This window comes from Pseudomonas sp. Marseille-Q5115, assembly GCF_916618905.1.
Taxonomy (GTDB): Bacteria; Pseudomonadota; Gammaproteobacteria; order Pseudomonadales; family Pseudomonadaceae; genus Aquipseudomonas; species Aquipseudomonas japonica_A.
Window position 1 is genome coordinate 3,794,154 of the sequence record NZ_CAKAKI010000001.1, and the last position, 15,441, is coordinate 3,809,594.

A 15,441-nucleotide genomic window follows, 5' to 3' on the forward strand; every position below is an offset into this window, starting at 1 on the left:
CTTGTGTAAACCGGGCAGCTGCAGACGCTGCCCGGGAACAGGGTCACACCGCCAAGGTTTCACACAAGGCGGTAAGCGCATCGGCCCACTGGGGGTTGTCGTTCAGGCACGGTACCAGCACCAGTTCTTCCCCCCCCGCCTCGCGGAACTGCTCTGCGCCGCGTATGCCGATTTCCTCCAGTGTTTCGATGCAGTCGGCCACGAACGCGGGGCACATCACCAGCAAACGCTTTACGCCCTTGGCAGCCAGGGCGTCGAGGCGTGCCTCGGTGTAAGGCTCGATCCATTTGTTCTTGCCCAGGCGAGACTGGAACGACACCGACCATTTGTCGTCTGGCAGCCCCATTCGCGCCGCGAACGCCTGCGCGGTGTGGATGCACTGGCCGCGATAGCACACGGCCCGCTCGGCCGCCGACGCGTTCCGGCAGCAGTCGGCGTCCCGCAACGAGTGCTTGCTGCCCTTGGGCAACAGCTTGCGGATATGGCTTTCCGGAAGCCCATGGAAACTGAGTAGCAGGTGGTCGAAATCGTGCTCCAGCCACGGCTGGGCGCTCGCCGCCAGAGCTTCGATGTAACTGGCCTGATCGTAGAACGGGGGCAGCACCTTGAGCTTGAGGTTCAGGCCCTCCCCTTTCACCACTTCGCGGGCGCGCTCTACGGCCGTGGTAATGGTGCTGTCGGCGAATTGCGGATAAAGCGGCGCGAGGGTTACGGTTTCGACGCCGCGCTGCGCCAGGTTTCTGAGCATGCCATCGATCGAGGGCTCGCCGTAGCGCATGGCGATTTCCACCGGGCCATGCCTCCAGCGGGTAGCCACCTGAGCCTGCAATCGACGGGTCAACTCTACCAACGGCGAGCCCTGATCCCACCAGATCGAGCCATAGGCATGTGCGGACTGCTCCGGCCGCTTGACCAGGATAAGTGACACCAATAGCCGGCGCAGGGGCCAGGGAATATCGATCACATACGGGTCCATCAGAAACTGGTTGAGGTAGCGTCGCACCGCTTCCACATCCGGCGAGTCGGGCGAGCCCAGGTTGATAAGCAGCAAGGCGTGATTGGTCATGCAAGGTCCTGGTTCATGGGCGATGGAGCAGATCATCCAGCGCGCTTTGCACATCATGGAAAGCAAACGTGAAACCGGCTTCTTCGAGCCGCAGCGGCCTGGCCCGTTGCCCGCCCAGCAGTAACCCGGACAGTTCGCCAAGGCAGGCTCGCAGCGCCACCGCCGGCAGCGGCAACACAGCGGGGCGGTGCAGGGCCTTGCCTAGCCGCCGCGCAAACTCCCGATTGCGCACTGGCCGCGGGGCGCAGGCATTATAAGGACCACTGGCCGCTTCGTTGTTCAACAAAAAATCAATGAGCGCGATTTGGTCGGCGATGTGTACCCAGGGCATCCATTGGCGCCCGCTGCCTACCGGCCCGCCGAGGCCAAGGCGGAACGGTTTGAGCAAGTGCGCGAGCATGCCGCCCTCCGCGCTCAATACCAGCCCTGTACGCAGCAACACCACGCGCAACCCCAAGGCCTCGGCGCGCTGGGCGGTTTCTTCCCATGCGATGCACAGCTGGCTGGCAAAATCTTCGTTTACAGGGGGCGAGAACTCGTCCAGCTGGCGCTCACCACCGTCGCCATACCAGCCCACCGCAGAGCCGGAAATCAATACGCTGGGACGCTGCGGCTGCACATCGATCCACGCCAGCAATTGCTCAGTGAGTGCGATGCGGCTGGCCCACAATACGCTGCGACGGTGGCGGGTCCAGGGCCGCTGCGCAATAGGCGCGCCCGCAAGGTTGATCACCGCGTCCACCGGCTCGCTGCGCAGCTCTTCCAGCGCCCCTACACCCCTCGCGCCGGGCCCACATTGTCGGGGAACCCGCTCCGGATGGCGGCTCCACACCGTGATGCGGTGCCCTTGGCCAGCCCAGTGGCGGCACAAGCGGGACCCGATCAAGCCGGTACCGCCGGTCAGCAAGATATGCATGGCGCGTTTCTCCTTGAGGCCTACCCCAGCTGCGGCTGGTCTATTTTTGTTCGAGCAAGGCACTAATTACCCAGGTTGATCTCAGAATAACCATAGGACGATCAGAGAGAAGACTACCGACCAGTACTTATACTCGTTTTGGCGATTGTACAGGCTTTGACCTGCAAAGCCTGGCAATCGGAAACCAGTACAGAGGGCACTATGACCGTACCAATCGCAATCATCGGCGCTGGCATCGCCGGGCTTTCCGCGGCCGGGGCACTGGTGGCGGCCGGACAGCGCGTTCACGTCTTCGAAAAAAGCAAAGGCCCGGGCGGTCGCATGGCGAGCAAGCGCAGCGATGCCGGCTCGCTGGACCTGGGCGCCCAGTATTTCACCGCGCGCGATCGGCGCTTCGTTGCGCAGCTTCAACAATGGCAGGCTCAGGGCTGCGTGGGTGAATGGACGCCCACGCTGTATCAATCCCGCGGTGGCCAGTTGAGCCCGTCGCCCGATGAGCAGACCCGCTGGGTGGGAGTGCCGCGCATGAGCGCCTTGACCCGCGCGATGATCGACGACTTCCCTGCTGTCTACAGTTGCCGGGTGACCGAGGTCTTCCGCGGCAAGCATTACTGGCATTTGCTTGATGCAGAGGGCGCCAGCCACGGGCCGTTCAGCCATGTGGTATGCGCGGTTCCTGCGCCGCAGGCGGCGGCCCTGTTGTCTGCGGCGCCCAAGCTGGCGGCCGTTGCAGCGGGCGTGAAAATGGACCCTACCTGGGCGGTGGCGCTGGGCTTTGACATGCCTCTGGACACCCGGCTCCAAGGGTGCTTTGTGCAGGACAGTCCCTTGGACTGGCTGGCGCGTGATCGCAGCAAGCCAGGACGTGAAAGCGACCTCGATACCTGGGTATTACATGCCACCAGTGAGTGGAGCCGGCAGCACATCGACCTTAGTCGCGAAGCTGTGGTGGAGCACTTGCATGGCGCTTTTGCCGAGCTCATCGGCTGTGCGGTGCCGGCGCCGAGTTTCTCCTTGGCCCATAGATGGCTGTACGCGCGCCCCGCCAGCAGCCATGAATGGGGCGCGCTCGCCGATGCCGATCTGGGCCTGTATATCTGCGGCGACTGGTGCCTTTCCGGACGGGTGGAGGGTGCGTGGCTCAGCGGGCAGGAGGCCGCCAGGCGTTTGCTGGAGCACCTTGAATAACCTTGCCCATTGATAAGCGAAAGGCGCCCTCCATTGACATCTTTCCCGGGGAACCTATGATCAGGCTACTGTACAAAGTCAGTAGCCTGTATAACTTATTTCGAGGGTGCCATGCGGGGATCCGCCTCCACTGATTTTCCAGACTTGCCTGAGGGCTTTCGCCCCAAGCTTGGAATCAGCGCGTGCCTGCTCGGCGAAGAAGTCCGCTACAACGGCGGTCACAAGCTGTCGCGCTACTGCACTCAAGTGCTAGGCGAGTATGTCGATTTTGTCCCGGTCTGCCCGGAGGTTGCCGTGGGCTTGGGCACTCCTCGCGAGCCCATTCGCCTGGTAGGCAGTGCTGCCGCACCCAGGGCCGTCGGTACTGTCCATTCCGAACTGGATGTTACCGAGCCGCTCGCCCGCTACGGGGAACAGATGGCTGATGCCCTTGGGGAAATTTGCGGCTATATCTTCATGCACAAGTCCCCTTCCTGTGGGCTGGAGCGCGTAAAGGTGTACGGGGAGAGCGGCGTGCCGGTACCGGAAGGCGGGCGCGGCCTTTATGCCCAGGCTTTTTGCGCGAAACGCCCCGATTTGCCCGTGGAAGAAGACGGCCGCCTGTGCGACCCGGTATTACGGGAAAACTTCCTTGTACGGGTATACGCCTATGCTCATTGGCAATACCTGCTCGCGCAGGGCTTGACCAAGGGCCGGCTGCTCGCCTTCCATGCCCGCTACAAGTACCAACTGATGGCGAACCATCCGCAACAGTACAAGGCCCTTGGGCAGTTGCTGGGCCGCATGGGCCGTACCGACGTCGAACAGATCGCCGGGCGTTACTTCAGCGAGCTGATGAAGGCCCTGCAGCGCTGTGCAACCCGAGGCACGCATACCAATGTGCTTCAGCATATCGCCGGTTACTTGCGTACATCGCTTGATGGGGCTGGCCGGCAGGAAGTACAAGCACTGATCGATCAGTACCGTGAAGGTGTCGTTCCCCTGGTAGTACCCCTCACATTGCTCAAGCATCTGTTCCGGCTTCACCCACACCCCTATATTGCCGAGCAGGTTTACCTGCAACCGCACCCTGAAAAGTTGAGCCTGCGCAATGCGATCTGACCTATGAACGCGCTTCCGGAACCGCACCACGACGATGATCCGCTCGACGAATCACTGCCAGAAAACGCAGCTGCCCAAGGTTGGTTGCCCATTCGCGAAGTCGCCCGCCGAACCGGCGTGAACCCTGTCACCCTACGTGCGTGGGAGCGTCGCTATGGCCTGATCGTGCCGCAGCGAACCCCCAAGGGGCATCGGCTGTATTCCCCCGAGCATCTGGAGCGCATCCAGAAGGTCATTACCTGGTTGAACCGCGGGGTTTCGGTCAGCCAGGTCAAAGCGCTGCTGGACGCACCGGAACAGCGGTTGCAGGCGCCGGCCCTGAGCGACTGGCTGCCCTTGCGCGAAAGCCTGGCCCAGGCCATTGCAGAGCTGGCGGAGCGCCGCCTCGATGATCAAGTGAATCAGGCCATGGCGCTCTACCCGCCTTCAACGGTGTGCGAGCGCCTGCTGTTGCCGTTGCTGGGCGACCTCCATGTGCGCTGGCAGCAGCAGTTCGGCGCGCACTTGGAGCGGGCCTTTTTTCATGGCTGGTTGCGCAGCAAACTGGGCACTCGGCTCTACCACAATAATCGCCAGCTGCAGGGCCCGCCGTTGTTGCTGGTGAAGCACAGCGACGTGCCGTTCGACCCGGAGTTGTGGCTCACCGCCTGGCTTGCCAGCAGTGCGGATTGCCCGGTCGAAGTACTGGATTGGGCCCTGCCGGCCAGCGAGCTGCTACTCGCCGTGGAGCGCTTTTCGGCGCGGGGGCTGGTGCTGTATGCAAGCCGCCCGGTGCACCTGGATGCACTGGCCCGCCAATTGGCAAGCTGCCCCTGCCCGATCATGTTGGCCGGCCCTGCGGCGGTCATCCACGGCGAAGCCTTGCGCGAGCGCACAGACCTTGCCCGGCTGCTGCTGGCAGGTAACCCGGTAGCCGCGCATTCGGCCCTGCGCCAGAACCGCCTGATCTAGGCCTTCATCCAAGGATTTCCATGCCTCACCCTTCCCCGCGCCAGCTCGTGTGGCTGCGCACTGACCTGCGGACCGAAGACAACCCTGCATTGCTCGCGGCGTGCGAGCAGGGCCCTACCCTGGCAGTATTCATCTGCAGCCCGGGGCAATGGGCCGAACACGATGAAGCCGATTGCAAGGTGGATTTCTGGCTCCGCTCGCTGACCGCGCTGCAAAACCAACTCGCCGAGCTCAACATTCCCTTGCTGGTGCGCGAGACGTCTCACTGGGCCGACGTCCCCGACACCCTGCGGGCACTTTGCCAAGAACACGAGGTAAGTGCCGTTCACTGCAACGAGGAATATGGGGTGAACGAACGGCAGCGGGACCGGGCCACCCGCGAATGCCTGGAAGCCTGTGGGGTAAGCTTCAACAGCTACCTGGACCAGAGTCTGTTCGCCCCCGGTACGGTGATGACCCGCACGGGCGGCTACTACCAAGTGTTCGGCCAGTTCCGCCGCGCGTGCCTGGAACAGCTTCGCCTAGGCATGCCCTCGCCCGGTGGCGCACCCCGAAAACAACCAGCCTTGAACATTAAAGGTGATGTAATACCGACCAGGGTGAAGGGCTTCGAAGCGCCGGCCGAGCTCATTCGCCAACACTGGCCCGCTGGCGCCGCTGAAGCACGCCGCCGCCTCGATGTTTTCACCGATGAGGCCATCCACGACTACCACGTTGCCCGGGACCTGCCTTCACGGCCGGGTACCAGCGAGCTGTCCGCCTACCTCAACGCTGGCGTGATTTCGGTGCGCCAGTGCCTGCACGCCGCGCTGGTGAGCAACCAGGGGGAGCTGGACAGCGGTAGCGTCGGCGCCACTACGTGGATTGGCGAGCTGCTATGGCGGGAGTTCTACAAACACATCCTGGCGGGCTATCCGCGAGTGTCCCGCAATCGCGCGTTCCGCCCGCACACCGAGGCACTGCCGTGGCGCAATGCGCCTGAGGATTTCGCCGCTTGGCAGGAGGGCCGCACTGGTATTCCGATCATTGATGCCGCGATGCGACAGCTCAAGGCGCTAGGCTGGATGCACAACCGTCTGCGCATGATCACAGCCATGTTTTTAAGCAAGAACCTGCTGATCGACTGGCGGCTGGGGGAGAAGCATTTCATGCGCCACCTGGTTGATGGCGAGCTGGCCGCCAATAACGGGGGCTGGCAGTGGAGCGCCTCGACCGGGACGGATTCGGTGCCCTACTTCCGGGTGTTCAACCCTGTGAGCCAATCGGCGCGCTTCGATGCTCAAGGTGTGTTCATCAAGCACTGGGTGCCCGAACTCAGCCACTTGGGCCCGAAGGATATTCACAATCCCGCACGTGGGCGGGATCTGTTTGGGTCACTGGATTATCCACCGCCGCTGGTGGATTTGAGCGAGAGCCGAACTCGCGCCCTTGCTGCCTTCAAGAATCTGCCGCGGCGGGAATAACGGGTTGAATCAGATAGGCATACGGTAGTTGAGGGAGTAGGCCTCGATACCGTCGTTGGGCTCTTTGATGCCGGCGTTGGAGTAGTGAATCGCTCGAACGCTCACCTCATGACCACCGGCGAAGCGAACACCAAGGCCCAGGCGGTCTTCGAAGTTGAAGGCCGAGCCTAGCTTGTTGCCTTCGATCTGGGTTTGGGAGAACACTGACACACCGATGCCCGCTTCAACGAACGGCTTTACCGAGCCGTTGCCGAATTCGTATACGAACACAGGCGCGAATGACAGGCTGTTGTTGCCCGAATGCTCATCACCTTCCCAGTAGGTATAGGCGCCATCCCAGTAACCGGTCAGGTGGCCGACGTTGGTCTGGAACCAGGTCTTGTCCCAGTCCGATTGCACACCCAGGCGATATACCATGGTGGACTCGCCAGTCTGGCCTACGGAAAACGAAACCCCGGCCGCTTGAGCGGACAGGCTATGCCCCAGAACCACGGCTGCTACAGCGGCCAGACCCAACATTCTCTTCATGAGGACGTCCTTTGTTTTCATTAGTTGTGCGGTTAGCGAAACGCTGGCGTTAGAAATCATGCGTGCTTTGTAAGTTCAGGCTTACACACGCAATTTCACAACTTTTTCACGTTCCGAGAGATTCCACAACATCAGAATGCATTCCAAAGGCGTGTAGGACATTTCGAAAATGCTCGACGGATCCTGACGTCCAATACTGCGTCGCACCTGCTTGTCCCAGGTTAAGCAACCCCCCTTGTGTCAACAGCCGTTGCAGCTGCCGGGCTACCGCAGCGCCGGTGTCCACCAATGCGACGTCTGTTGGCAGCAGCTCATGCAGCAGCGGTTTGAGAAAGGGGTAATGCGTGCAACCCAGGATGAGCGTGTCGCAACCGGCATCGAGCATGGGCTGCAGGTAATGGCTCAATAACGCCCTCAAGTGCGGGCTATGAAGGTCGCCCATTTCAATCAGTTCAACCAGGCCTGGGCAGGGCTGAGTGACCACGGTAACGTCAGCGGCGAAGCGGTCGAGCAGGGCGGCGAAGCGTGCGCTTTGCAGTGTACCGGTAGTAGCGAGTACGCCCACGGTGCCGCTGCGAGTGGCCAGGGCGGCCGGTTTGACGGCGGGCTCCATGCCAATGATTGGCCAGCCAGGGTAATGCGCCCGCAAGTCTGCGGCCGCCGCTGCAGTCGCCGTGTTGCAGGCGATGACCAGCGCTTTGGCGCCCCGCCTGTGGAAGAATTCGGCGATGGCCACGCAACGCTCGCGAATATAGGCCGCCGGCTTTTCCCCATAGGGGGTATGGCCACAGTCGCCGGCATAGAGCAGCGTTTCGCCCGGCAAAAGCTTTTGGATTTCCCCCAGCACGGAGAGGCCGCCAACGCCGGAATCGAACACGCCCACTGGCGCGCTCGCCGGCTCACCCATGGCGCACCTTGCACACCGGGCAGTGGGGATCGCGCTTGAGCTTCAATTCGCGGAAGCGAGTGGCAAGCGCGTCAATCAACAGCAGGCGGCCGACCAGGGGTTCGCCGAAACCTGCGAGCAATTTGAGCGCTTCCAGCGCCTGCAAGCTACCTACCAGCCCTACCACCGGGCCGAGTACACCGGCCTCGCTGCAGGTGAGTTCGGCGTTACTGCCATGGCCATAAAGGCAGTGGTAGCACGGGCTGTTTTCCTGCCGTGGATCGAATACCGACAGTTGGCCTTCGAGGCGGATGGCCGCACCGCTGACCAGCGGCCGACCTTGGGCAAAACACTCGGCGTTGACGGCTTCGCGAGTGGCGAAGTTGTCTGAGCAATCGAGTACAAGGTCTACTGCGGCTACAGCCCCCGCCAAGGTGTCGGCATCCAGCGCTTGAGTGTGGCTGACCAGCAGTACAGAGGGGTTGATGGCGCGAAGGCGCGCAGCGGCCGATTCGACTTTCAACTGGCCGATGCTGTGGGTGTCATGGGCTACCTGACGCTGCAGGTTGGTAAGGTCCACCCGGTCGAAGTCCGCCAAGTGCAGCTCGCCCACGCCCGCCGCCGCCAGGTACAACGCCACCGGAGACCCCAGGCCTCCCAGGCCCACGATCAACACCCGGCCGGCCTTGAGCTTGAGTTGCCCGGCCACATCCACCTGGCTCAACAGCACCTGCCGGCTGTAACGCAGCAGCTCGTCGTCGCTCAGCACGGCAGCCGCCCGAGGGTGACCCGCTCATGGCCACCCAGATCTTCGCGGCTTTCGACCTGCTCGAAGCCCTGCTGGGCCATCAGCTCACGCACCCGGGGGGCCTGATCGTAGCCATGCTCGAGCAGCAGCCAGCCCGCCGACACCAGGTGCGAAGGGGCGTTGGCGATGATGTGCCGGATGTCGTCCAGCCCATCGCGGCCGGACACCAGCGCGCTTGAAGGCTCGAAGCGCACATCGCCCGCGCTCAGGTGAGGATCCTCGGAACAGATGTAAGGAGGGTTGCTGACGATAAGATCGAAACGTTCACCCTCCAGCGCGCTGAACCAGTGGCTGGCTCGAACGCTGACATTGGCCAGCCCGAGCCGCGCCCGGTTGCGCTCCGCCAGGGCTACTGCCTCCGGCACGCGATCCACCGCTACCATGTGCCAGCCGCTGCGCTCACGCCCCAGCGCCAGTGCGATGGCCCCGGTACCGGTGCCCAGATCCAGCGCTCGCCCCTGCCCAGCGGGCAGACACTGCAGCGCCAGCTCTACCAGCAGCTCGGTTTCCGGCCGTGGGATCAGGGTATGAGGCGCCACTTCCAGGTCCAGTGACCAGAAGCCTTGCTGGCCCAGGATATAGGCCACTGGCTCACCCTGACGGCGCCGCTCCAGGTAGCTGGCGAATACCTGTGCGGCTTCGGTGCCTACGATGCGCTCTGGCCACGTGCGCAGGTAGCTGCGGGTTTTCCCCAGCGCAGCCGCCAGCAGCAATTCGATGTCCAGGCGTGCTGTGGGCGATTCGGGGAGCTGCGCTTCACGCAGCAGGCTGGCAATGATGGTCATTCAGTCACCCAAGGCCGCGAGTTGGTCGGCCTGGTATTCGGCAAGCAGGGGCTCGATAACCGCCTCTACCCCGCCGGCGAGGATTTCATCCAGCGAATACAAGGTGAGGTTGACCCGATGGTCAGTCACCCGCCCCTGCGGGAAGTTGTAGGTACGGATGCGCTCGGAGCGGTCGCCCGAGCCCACCAGCAGCTTGCGCTCGGTGGCAATGGCATTCTGCGCGGCGCTGGTTTGTATGTCGTTGAGCTTGGCCGACAGCCAGCCCATCGCGCGGGCGCGGTTCTTGTGCTGCGAGCGCTCTTCCTGGCACTCGACCACGATGCCGGTAGGCAAGTGGGTGATACGGATGGCCGAGTCAGTCTTGTTGATGTGCTGCCCACCGGCGCCAGACGCCCGGTAGGTGTCTACCCGCAGGTCTGCAGGGTTGATCTCGATCGCCACCTGCTCGTCTGGCTCGGCCAGTACCGCCACCGTGCACGCAGAAGTGTGGATGCGCCCCTGGGATTCGGTCTCCGGCACGCGTTGAACGCGGTGAGCGCCAGACTCGAACTTGAGTTTGGCGTATACGTTGTCGCCTTCGACCCGAGCGATCACCTCTTTGTAGCCGCCGTGCTCGCCTTCGTTTTCGGACAGCACCTCCACGCGCCAGCCACGCTTCTCGGCGTAACGCGAATACATCCGGAACAGGTCGCCAGCAAAGATCGCAGCCTCGTCGCCGCCCGTGCCGGCGCGGATTTCCAGGAACACGTTGCGGCCGTCGTTCGGGTCCTTCGGCAACAGCATGCGCTGCAGGCTCAGTTCGAGCTCAGCCAGGCGCTGCTTGCCCTCGCGCACTTCTTCGGCGGCCATTTCGCGCAGGTCCGGGTCGCTATCCTTGAGCAGCGCCTGGGCGCCTTCGAGGTCTTCCTGAACCTTGCGCCATTCGCGGAAGGCGGCGACCACCGGCTCCAGTTCGGCGTATTCGCGGGAAAACGCGCGGAAACGGCCCTGATCGGAGATGATCTCGGCGTCGCCAAGCAGCGCGGTCACTTCCTCGTAGCGCTCTTGTAAGGTGTCCAGTTTGTTCAGCAGAGACGCTTTCATTGCGGGGGTTTATCCGTGGCGCCCTCGTTGAGGGCAAACAGTTCTTGAGCCATGGCCAACGCATCGAGGCGGCCTTCGGCGGAGAGTTTCTTGAGCTGCACGCTGGGCGCGTGCAACAGCTTGTTGGTAAGGCCACGCGCCAGTTGCATCAGCACGTCCTCGGCGTTGCCGCCGTTGGCCAACAAGCGCTGAGCCTTTTGCAGCTCTTCGTCACGCAGCCGCTCGCCCTGTTGCCGATAGGCCCGCAGTACGTCGACTGCCGCCAGCTCGCGCAGCCGCGCCATGAAGTCATTGACCCCGCCGGCGACCATTTCTTCGGCGGCCTGTGCTGCGCCCTGGCGGCTCTTGAGGTTTTCGGCGACCACTTCGTGCAAATCGTCGACGGTATAGAGGTACACGTCGTCCAGCTCGCCCACTTCGGGTTCGATGTCCCGAGGCACGGCGATGTCCACCATGAAGATGGGCTTGTGCCGGCGCTGTTTCAAGGCGCTTTCGACCGCGCCCTTGCCGAGAATGGGCAACTGGCTGGCCGTGGAACTGATGACGATATCGCTGTTGACCAGCTCTTGCGGGATATCGGCCAGCAGCACTGCATGGGCACCGAACTCCTCGGCCAGCACCTTGGCGCGCTCGAGGGTGCGGTTGGCCACCACGATGCGCTTGACCCCTTGCTCGTGAAGGTGCCGGGCTACCAGCGTGATGGTTTCGCCGGCGCCGATCAGCAGGGCCTGGCTGCGCTGCAGGTCGGAGAATATCTGCCGCGCCAGGCTGACAGCGGCAAAGGCTACCGACACTGGGTTCTCGCCAATGGCGGTATCGGTGCGCACCTGTTTGGCCGCGCTGAAAGTGGCCTGGAACAACCGCCCCAGCAGCGGGCCGACGGTGCCGGCTTCGCGGGCCACCGCGTAGGCGGATTTCATCTGCCCGAGAATCTGCGGCTCCCCCAGCACCAGCGAATCCAGCCCGGCGGCCACGCGCATCATGTGGCGAACGGCGTCGGCGTCTTCATGGACGTAGGCGCAGGCGCGCAGATCGGCAGCGCTCAGCTGGTGATAGTCCGCCAGCCATTCGAGCACGGTTTCGGCCTGCGCGCTCGATTGCTCTATATAAAGCTCACTGCGGTTGCAGGTGGAGAGGATTGCCGCTTCACGGGTACCGGTGCGCTGGCACAACTGCTGCAACGCTTCCACCAATTGCTCGGGGGTGAACGCCACGCGTTCGCGCACGTCTACCGAGGCGGTCTTGTGGTTGATACCGAGGGCGAGGAAGGCCATGCACTGTCGCTGAAGGAGATTCTGAGCCGGCAATTGTCCTACTTCATCAGGTTCAGAACAACCACCGGACTCTATTGTCCCAATAGACGGACGAGATAAACCCGCCCAGGTGGGTTTTGCCGTCCGGCTTGTGTCATCATGCCCTCCACCGCAGGTTAGCCGCTCGATTTCTCCTTTATGAAAAAATCCCCCGCGTTGCTTCTCGCCCTCGCCTTGCTCGGAGGCTGTCAGAATTGGGCAGCGACTCGCGACGCCGAGGCCCCCGCCGCCGCGCAGGCGCCCACGACCCCTCCGGCGCCGGCACCACCGGTGGTGTATGGCTCGTTCACCGAAGACACGCTTTATAGCCTGCTCACCGCCGAGCTTGCCGGCCAGCGCAATCGCTTCGACATTGCCCTGGACAACTACGTCAATCAGGCGAACAAAACCCAGGATCCTGGCGTGGCCGAGCGAGCGTTCCGCATCGCGGAGTACATGGGCGCGGACCAGTCCGCCCTGCAAACCTCGCTGATCTGGGCCCGCACGGCCCCGGACGATCTTGATGCCCAGCGGGCCGCGGCCATTGCACTGGCCCGCGCGGGGCGTTACGACGAGTCCATGACCTACATGGAAAAAGTGCTTCAGGGCAAGGGCGACACTCATTTCGATTTTCTGGCGTTGTCGGCAGCGGAAACCGACCCCGCCACCCGTGATGGCTTGCTGCACGGGTTCGAGCGGCTGCTGGCGAAATACCCCGGCAATGGCCAGTTGATCTTCGGCAAGGCACTGCTGCTGCAACAGGACGGCAAGGCGGAAGAGGCTCTGAGCTTGCTGGAAAAAAGCCCGGCGAAGGATGACGAGATCGCGCCCTTGCTGCTCCGGGCCAGGTTGCTGCAGAACCTGGACCGCGGTGACGAAGCCGTTCCACTGCTGGACAAAGCCGTGCGCAAGGCACCGGAAGATAAACGCCTGCGGTTGGCGCTGGCACGCACGCTGGTCGAGCAGAACCGTATCGATGACGCGAAGGTGCAATTCCAGGTACTGCTGCAGCAAAATCCAGACGATGACGAGCTGCGCTATTCCCTGGCCCTCGTGTGCCTGGAAGCCAAGGCCTGGGACGAGGCAGAGGGTTACCTCAATGACCTCGTGGAACGCGGCGCCCACGTGGATTCTGCCCACCTGAACCTGGGCCGGGTGGCCGAGGAGCGCAATGACCCGCAGCAAGCGCTCACTCAATACGCGCTGGTAGGTACAGGGACCGACTACCTTCCTGCCCAACTGCGCCAGGCGGACATCCTCATTGCCAACGGCCAAGCCCCCGAAGCCTCGCGCCGGCTGGCCGCCGCCCGTGCCGCCAACCCCGACTACGCCGCGCAGCTGTACCTGATAGAAGCCGAGACCCTGGCCGACAACGACAAGGTGGAGCCTGCCTGGACGGTGCTCGAGCGCGCGCTTGCGCAGTTCCCCGGCGACTCCAGCCTGTTGTATACGCGAGCGATGCTGGCGGAAAAACGCGGCGACCTGGCCCAGCTGGAACGCGACCTGCGGAACATCCTGCAGCGCGAACCAGACAACGCCATGGCGCTCAATGCGCTGGGCTATACCTTGTCGGACCATACCAATCGCTTTGCCGAAGCCAAGGCCCTTATCGAAAAAGCCCACCAACTGAACCCGGACGATCCGGCCGTGCTCGACAGCCTGGGCTGGATCAATTACCGGCTAGGCAACCTCGACGAGGCGGAACGCTTTCTGCGCCAGGCACTCGAGCGGTACCCCGATCACGAAGTGGCCGCGCACCTGGGCGAAGTACTGTGGGCGCGCGGCAAGCAACGCGAGGCGCGCCAGGTATGGGGTAATGCCCTGAAAGACCAGCCTGACAGCCCCATCCTGCGCAGCACGCTGCTGCGCCTCACCGGTTCCGAGAAGCTTTGACCCATGCTGTTGCGCCATTGCCTGACCTTCGTTCTCCTCGCCCTCCTCGCCGGCTGTGCCGGCCTTGGCCCCAAAGAAGCCGTGCAAGGCGAGGGTAACGCGCAAACCTGGAAAGACCACAAAGCCCAGATCGCCACCGTGGACGGCTGGGAGATCAACGGCAAGGTGGGTATACGCGCGCCAAGTGACTCCGGCAGCGGCACGCTCTACTGGCTGCAGCGCAACGACTACTACGACATCCGCCTGTCCGGCCCACTGGGTCGTGGCGCGGCGCGGCTGACCGGGCACCCGGGCGATGTAAGCCTGGAGGTCGCCAATCAGGGGCGCTATCAGGCCGCCTCTCCCGAAGACCTGCTGCAACAACAACTCGGCTGGCGCCTGCCGGTGGGCAACCTGGTGTACTGGGTACGAGGGCTGCCTGCACCCGAAGGCAAGAGCACCGTGGTGCTTGACGGTGACAGCCGGCTCGCCAGGCTTGAACAGGCCGGCTGGACGGTGGAATACACCCGTTACAGCCAGCAAGGCGCCTATTGGCTGCCAGAGCGGCTGAAGCTGCATGGGCAAGACCTGGACGTGACCCTGGTGATCAAGGACTGGCAACCGCGCCAGCTGGGCCGCTGAGATGGATCGGCCGCGCCTCACTCTACCTGCGCCCGCCAAGCTCAACCTGATGCTGCACATCCTGGGGCGCCGCGCCGACGGCTATCACGAACTGCAAACCCTGTTTCAGTTTCTCGACCATGGCGACGAGCTGGATTTCGCCTTGCGTGATGACGGCATCATCGCGTTGCACGGTGCCCTCGATGGCGTACCACACGACAGCAACCTGATCGTGAAGGCAGCCCGGCGGTTGCAAGCCGAGTCCGGAACCCGCCTGGGGGCGGACATCTGGCTGCACAAGGTGCTTCCCATGGGTGGCGGTATCGGTGGCGGCAGTTCGGACGCCGCGACCACCCTGCTCGCGCTCGATCATCTGTGGCAATTGCGCTGGGATGAGGATCGTCTCGCGGCTCTGGGCCTTGGCCTGGGCGCGGATGTACCCGTATTTGTGCGGGGGCGCGCCGCATTTGCAGAGGGTGTGGGCGAAAAACTTACCCCCGTGGAACCCCCGGAACCCTGGTATCTGGTACTCGTTCCGCAAGTATCTGTAAGTACAGCAGAAATTTTTTCAGATCCACTGTTGACACGTGACTCTCCCGCCATTAAAGTGCGCTCCGTTCTCGAGGGAAACAGTCGAAATGACTGCCAACCGGTGGTCGAGAGGCGTTACCCAGATGTTCGTAACGCTTTGAGTTTGCTAAGTAAATTTACTCAGGCTAAACTCACCGGAACTGGAAGTTGTGTGTTTGGGGCCTTCCCAAACAAAGCTGAAGCTGATAAAGTCTCGGCCCTTCTGACAGGTAACCTCACAGGGTTTGTAGCAAAGGGAAGCAACGTTTCGATGTTGCATCGCAAGCTAAAAATTCTGCTCTAGAGAATCG

At 62.9% G+C, this 15,441-nt stretch carries 15 protein-coding genes; 7 read left to right on the forward strand and 8 right to left on the reverse strand.

What is annotated here, in order from left to right; translation table 11 throughout:
• Positions 1-43: 43 nt before the first annotated feature.
• Both hemH and LG385_RS17395 read right to left on the reverse strand, forming a co-directional pair.
• Positions 44-1,066 (reverse strand): ferrochelatase, encoded by a 1,023-nt coding sequence (gene hemH / locus LG385_RS17390; protein ID WP_225775268.1) that lies wholly within the window; start codon positions 1,064-1,066, stop codon positions 44-46.
• A gap of 13 nt (positions 1,067-1,079) precedes the next feature.
• Positions 1,080-1,982, reverse strand: a complete 903-nt coding sequence (locus LG385_RS17395) for a TIGR01777 family oxidoreductase (RefSeq protein WP_225775269.1) — start codon at positions 1,980-1,982, stop codon at positions 1,080-1,082.
• Between the two features lie 201 nt (positions 1,983-2,183).
• Between LG385_RS17395 and LG385_RS17400 the strand changes: the two genes are divergently transcribed.
• The 4 genes from LG385_RS17400 to phrB all read left to right on the forward strand — a co-directional run bounded on the left by LG385_RS17400 (position 2,184) and on the right by phrB (position 6,685).
• Entirely contained in the window at positions 2,184-3,170 is a 987-nt protein-coding gene (locus tag LG385_RS17400; RefSeq protein ID WP_225775270.1) for an NAD(P)/FAD-dependent oxidoreductase, read from the forward strand.
• 111 nt (positions 3,171-3,281) lie between these two features.
• On the forward strand, positions 3,282-4,271 hold the full coding sequence (locus LG385_RS17405; protein ID WP_413247334.1) for a YbgA family protein: 990 nt from the start codon (positions 3,282-3,284) through the stop codon (positions 4,269-4,271).
• Positions 4,272-4,274: 3 nt separating this feature from the next.
• Positions 4,275-5,222, forward strand: coding sequence for a MerR family transcriptional regulator (locus LG385_RS17410; RefSeq protein WP_225775271.1), 948 nt, complete (start codon positions 4,275-4,277; stop codon positions 5,220-5,222).
• Between the two features lie 20 nt (positions 5,223-5,242).
• Positions 5,243-6,685, forward strand: a complete 1,443-nt coding sequence (phrB, locus tag LG385_RS17415; protein WP_225775272.1) for a deoxyribodipyrimidine photo-lyase — start codon at positions 5,243-5,245, stop codon at positions 6,683-6,685.
• A 9-nt stretch (positions 6,686-6,694) separates the two neighbouring features.
• Here phrB and LG385_RS17420 read toward each other — a convergent pair whose 3' ends face one another.
• The 6 genes from LG385_RS17420 to hemA all read right to left on the reverse strand — a co-directional run bounded on the left by LG385_RS17420 (position 6,695) and on the right by hemA (position 12,049).
• The gene (locus tag LG385_RS17420) at positions 6,695-7,213 is read right to left on the reverse strand and encodes an acyloxyacyl hydrolase (RefSeq protein WP_225775273.1); all 519 of its coding nucleotides are present in this window, start codon (positions 7,211-7,213) and stop codon (positions 6,695-6,697) included.
• Positions 7,214-7,319: 106 nt separating this feature from the next.
• Positions 7,320-8,120 (reverse strand): glutamate racemase, encoded by an 801-nt coding sequence (murI, locus tag LG385_RS17425; protein ID WP_225775274.1) that lies wholly within the window; start codon positions 8,118-8,120, stop codon positions 7,320-7,322.
• Positions 8,113-8,868: a molybdopterin-synthase adenylyltransferase MoeB gene (locus LG385_RS17430; RefSeq protein ID WP_225775275.1), complete on the reverse strand. Its 756-nt coding sequence runs from the start codon at positions 8,866-8,868 to the stop codon at positions 8,113-8,115. Before LG385_RS17430 ends, murI begins: the two co-directional genes overlap by 8 nt.
• A complete protein-coding gene (gene prmC / locus LG385_RS17435) occupies positions 8,862-9,692 on the reverse strand; it encodes a peptide chain release factor N(5)-glutamine methyltransferase (protein WP_225775276.1) in 831 nt (276 codons plus the stop codon). Before prmC ends, LG385_RS17430 begins: the two co-directional genes overlap by 7 nt.
• Positions 9,693-10,775, reverse strand: coding sequence for a peptide chain release factor 1 (gene prfA, locus LG385_RS17440; protein WP_181117006.1), 1,083 nt, complete (start codon positions 10,773-10,775; stop codon positions 9,693-9,695).
• Positions 10,772-12,049: a glutamyl-tRNA reductase gene (gene hemA / locus LG385_RS17445; RefSeq protein ID WP_225775277.1), complete on the reverse strand. Its 1,278-nt coding sequence runs from the start codon at positions 12,047-12,049 to the stop codon at positions 10,772-10,774. Before hemA ends, prfA begins: the two co-directional genes overlap by 4 nt.
• Before the next feature lie 177 nt (positions 12,050-12,226).
• Between hemA and LG385_RS17450 the strand changes: the two genes are divergently transcribed.
• The 3 genes from LG385_RS17450 to ispE are packed head-to-tail and all read left to right on the forward strand — an operon-like array spanning position 12,227 to position 15,434.
• Positions 12,227-13,960 carry a tetratricopeptide repeat protein gene (locus tag LG385_RS17450; protein WP_225775278.1) on the forward strand — a complete coding sequence of 578 codons (1,734 nt, stop codon included), beginning with the start codon at positions 12,227-12,229 and terminating at the stop codon, positions 13,958-13,960.
• Positions 13,961-13,963: 3 nt separating this feature from the next.
• Entirely contained in the window at positions 13,964-14,581 is a 618-nt protein-coding gene (gene lolB, locus LG385_RS17455; RefSeq protein ID WP_225775279.1) for a lipoprotein insertase outer membrane protein LolB, read from the forward strand.
• A gap of 1 nt (position 14,582) precedes the next feature.
• Entirely contained in the window at positions 14,583-15,434 is an 852-nt protein-coding gene (gene ispE, locus LG385_RS17460; RefSeq protein WP_225775280.1) for a 4-(cytidine 5'-diphospho)-2-C-methyl-D-erythritol kinase, read from the forward strand.
• Positions 15,435-15,441: the final 7 nt, after the last annotated feature.

Coding starts and splice junctions, on each gene's coding strand:
- hemH (WP_225775268.1), bottom strand. CDS start 1,066: ATGACCAATCACGCCTTGCTGCTTATCAACCTGGGCTCGCCCGACTCG.
- LG385_RS17395 (WP_225775269.1), bottom strand. CDS start 1,982: ATGCATATCTTGCTGACCGGCGGTACCGGCTTGATCGGGTCCCGCTTG.
- LG385_RS17400 (WP_225775270.1), top strand. CDS start 2,184: ATGACCGTACCAATCGCAATCATCGGCGCTGGCATCGCCGGGCTTTCC.
- LG385_RS17405 (WP_413247334.1), top strand. CDS start 3,282: ATGCGGGGATCCGCCTCCACTGATTTTCCAGACTTGCCTGAGGGCTTT.
- LG385_RS17410 (WP_225775271.1), top strand. CDS start 4,275: ATGAACGCGCTTCCGGAACCGCACCACGACGATGATCCGCTCGACGAA.
- phrB (WP_225775272.1), top strand. CDS start 5,243: ATGCCTCACCCTTCCCCGCGCCAGCTCGTGTGGCTGCGCACTGACCTG.
- LG385_RS17420 (WP_225775273.1), bottom strand. CDS start 7,213: ATGAAGAGAATGTTGGGTCTGGCCGCTGTAGCAGCCGTGGTTCTGGGG.
- murI (WP_225775274.1), bottom strand. CDS start 8,120: ATGGGTGAGCCGGCGAGCGCGCCAGTGGGCGTGTTCGATTCCGGCGTT.
- prmC (WP_225775276.1), bottom strand. CDS start 9,692: ATGACCATCATTGCCAGCCTGCTGCGTGAAGCGCAGCTCCCCGAATCG.
- prfA (WP_181117006.1), bottom strand. CDS start 10,775: ATGAAAGCGTCTCTGCTGAACAAACTGGACACCTTACAAGAGCGCTAC.
- hemA (WP_225775277.1), bottom strand. CDS start 12,049: ATGGCCTTCCTCGCCCTCGGTATCAACCACAAGACCGCCTCGGTAGAC.
- LG385_RS17450 (WP_225775278.1), top strand. CDS start 12,227: ATGAAAAAATCCCCCGCGTTGCTTCTCGCCCTCGCCTTGCTCGGAGGC.
- lolB (WP_225775279.1), top strand. CDS start 13,964: ATGCTGTTGCGCCATTGCCTGACCTTCGTTCTCCTCGCCCTCCTCGCC.
- ispE (WP_225775280.1), top strand. CDS start 14,583: ATGGATCGGCCGCGCCTCACTCTACCTGCGCCCGCCAAGCTCAACCTG.